Consider the following 2,593-nt stretch of genomic DNA (forward strand, 5'->3'; position numbering starts at 1 on the left):
ATGGTAATTCCCAATTTATACATAAAAATAGAGAAGGTGATGTCAAATTCGACATCACCTTCTCTATTAAAGGCTGGAATTTTCACTTATGTCCCAGCCTCTTTTATTTTAACGCTGAATTTCACTAATAAATTTATACCGGTCTGCACGATACACACTACGAACAATTTCAAAAGGTTGCCCACTATCTAAAAAACTTGTTCGCTTAATTAATAATACGACCCCACTAGGTGGAATATGTAAAAATTGCGCATCTTCTTTTGTTGTCAAAGCGGCTTCCATTTGCTGAATTGCATTACCAATTGTCAATTGATAGTGGGATTCAATTAATGAGTAAAGAGATGTTTGTAATTTTTCAGCTGTTAAGCCTGGGAATAATTTTGCTGGCAAATACGTTCGCTCTATCGCCATTGGTTCCCCGTCCGCATTACGAATACGCATGATTGAATAAACATCTTCTCCTGACTCTATTAATAAATCTTGTGCCAATTCAAATGGTGCAGGTTTTCGTTCAAACTTTACAAGTTGGCTACTTGGAACCATACCTCGCGCTAACATATCCTCAGTAAAGCTTGTTAAGCCGTTTAAAGGTTGTTCAAGCTTAGGACTTGAAACAAAGGTACCACGCCCTTTTTCGCGGTATAATAAGCCATCATTCACTAAATTTGTAATCGCTTGTCTTACCGTCATTCGACTTACATCATACTGCAAAGCCAATTCGCGCTCTGAAGGAATTACCTGTCCTACCTTATAAATTCCTTCTGCTATTTTCTTTTTTAATTGTTCTTCAATTTGCATATACACCGGAATGTGTGAACGTTTATTAATCATTTCTCCGCTCCCCCTGATTAGTCCTAGTTGTCTATACCACTAATATTCATCATATAACAAAAAAACTGCCCGATACAACTCGGACAGTCAATAAAATTATGCTATGATTAACCTTGCACACGAGTAATTGTGATATCGCTCAAAATATCACGAATCACCCAACTCGCTGCAATCAATCCAACTGATGATGGAACAAATGCATTTGATGATGGAGGCATTTTCGCTTTACGAATTTCAGCTTCTGGTTTACCAACTGTTTCCGCCACATCTGGACGAATTACAATAGGACTTTCATCAGAAAAAATAACTGGAATGCCTTTTTTGATACCTTCTTTACGAAGTTTCACACGGATAACTTTTGCAAGTGGATCCATAAATGTTTGTGAAATATCGGCAATACGGAAGCGTGTTGGATCCATTTTATTTGCAGCACCCATACTTGAAATGATTTTCACATTACGCTTTAGACATTCTTTCATAATATGAATTTTATAAATAACTGTATCACTTGCATCAATTACATAATCAGGGTTATAGCTGAAGAATTTTTCATATGTTTCTTCTGTATAAAACATGTGCAAATCAATGACTTCACAATCTGGGTTAATATCTGCAATACGTTCTTTCATTACAGCAGATTTTGATTTACCGATTGTTGACATATACGCTACTAGTTGACGGTTAATATTTGTGATATCAACATCATCCTTATCAACTAAGATAATACGGCCAACGCCACTACGCGCCACAGCTTCTGCTGCAAATGAGCCAACGCCACCAACACCTAAGATGGCAACTGTTGTATTTTTTAATAGTTCAAGGCCTTCTTGACCAATCGCTAGTTCATTACGTGAAAATTGGTGTAACATATCATTCACTCCGTTGTGTTTAAAATTCCTACTTAAAAGTAGGCGTCTCTCAAAATATAAACAATTCGCTTCAAAATTGCAAGTAACCAACTAAGAATTGGAGGAATTCCACTATGCGTGCTATTTTTAATTTTACGCTAAATGCTCTTATTTTCGCGCTAATCGGTGCTGTCATTGCGTCATCTTTTTATCCCACACTCGACACAAGCTACGCACAGCTACAAAAAAATTATGACGACTACGTTAACGCGCAGGCACGCTTTATGACAGAACCGTCAAAAAACAATATACAAAAAGTCGATCAACATGAGAATTTTATCTTTCCAGCAAGCTATGTTTTAGAACAACAATCCTGGTTAAATTCATTTGTTTTGCGTAAAAAACCGGTTTTAACAAGTAAACAGCAGCAAACATTACGCTATCAATTAGCAAATGCTGAAAAACTGAATGAACAATTTCAGCAAACTGCTCTACAACAAGTGTATCATGCTGAAAATTTAGCACCTTATTTACGTGCAAATAATGCACAGACTGATAAACATGTTTTTGTAACACATGATAGTAATGGTACATCTATTTCATTTGATGCAAATAATACGATATTCAACAATGTTTTCACAAATTCAATTACAGCCAATTATTTTTTAATTAAAACAAAAGATACTACATTTTACTTACGAAAAGAACTTGGTTATAAAATCGAATCAAAAACAACTGACGCAATAACAATTAAAATGGGCAATAATCGCCTGCATTTTAATGCAATAATTAAGTCTGATGAATAAACGAAAAGAGGCTGGGACATAAGTGAAAATTCCAGCCTTTAATAGAGAAGGTGATGTCGAATTTGACATCACCTTCTCTATTTTTATGTATAAATTGGGAATTACCAT

Annotated in this window: 3 protein-coding genes; 1 reads left to right on the forward strand and 2 read right to left on the reverse strand. The window is 35.4% G+C overall.

Annotated features, from left to right (window positions below):
• Positions 1–108: 108 nt before the first annotated feature.
• Both ACFSY7_RS10425 and ACFSY7_RS10430 read right to left on the reverse strand, forming a co-directional pair.
• Positions 109–831 (reverse strand): GntR family transcriptional regulator, encoded by a 723-nt coding sequence (locus ACFSY7_RS10425; RefSeq protein WP_126991109.1) that lies wholly within the window; start codon positions 829–831, stop codon positions 109–111.
• Between the two features lie 107 nt (positions 832–938).
• Entirely contained in the window at positions 939–1,700 is a 762-nt protein-coding gene (locus ACFSY7_RS10430; RefSeq protein ID WP_126991108.1) for a tRNA threonylcarbamoyladenosine dehydratase, read from the reverse strand.
• Positions 1,701–1,813: 113 nt separating this feature from the next.
• Between ACFSY7_RS10430 and ACFSY7_RS10435 the strand changes: the two genes are divergently transcribed.
• Positions 1,814–2,485, forward strand: a complete 672-nt coding sequence (locus ACFSY7_RS10435) for a hypothetical protein (protein ID WP_380147784.1) — start codon at positions 1,814–1,816, stop codon at positions 2,483–2,485.
• Positions 2,486–2,593: the final 108 nt, after the last annotated feature.

The organism is Kurthia populi, from assembly GCF_042686175.1.
Taxonomy (GTDB): domain Bacteria; phylum Bacillota; class Bacilli; order Bacillales_A; family Planococcaceae; genus Kurthia; species Kurthia populi.

Bases quoted from the DNA above. Each gene is read 5' to 3' on its own strand.
- ACFSY7_RS10430 (WP_126991108.1), bottom strand. From the start codon at position 1,700: ATGTTACACCAATTTTCACGTAATGAACTAGCGATTGGTCAAGAAGGC.
- ACFSY7_RS10435 (WP_380147784.1), top strand. From the start codon at position 1,814: ATGCGTGCTATTTTTAATTTTACGCTAAATGCTCTTATTTTCGCGCTA.
- ACFSY7_RS10425 (WP_126991109.1), bottom strand. From the start codon at position 831: ATGATTAATAAACGTTCACACATTCCGGTGTATATGCAAATTGAAGAA.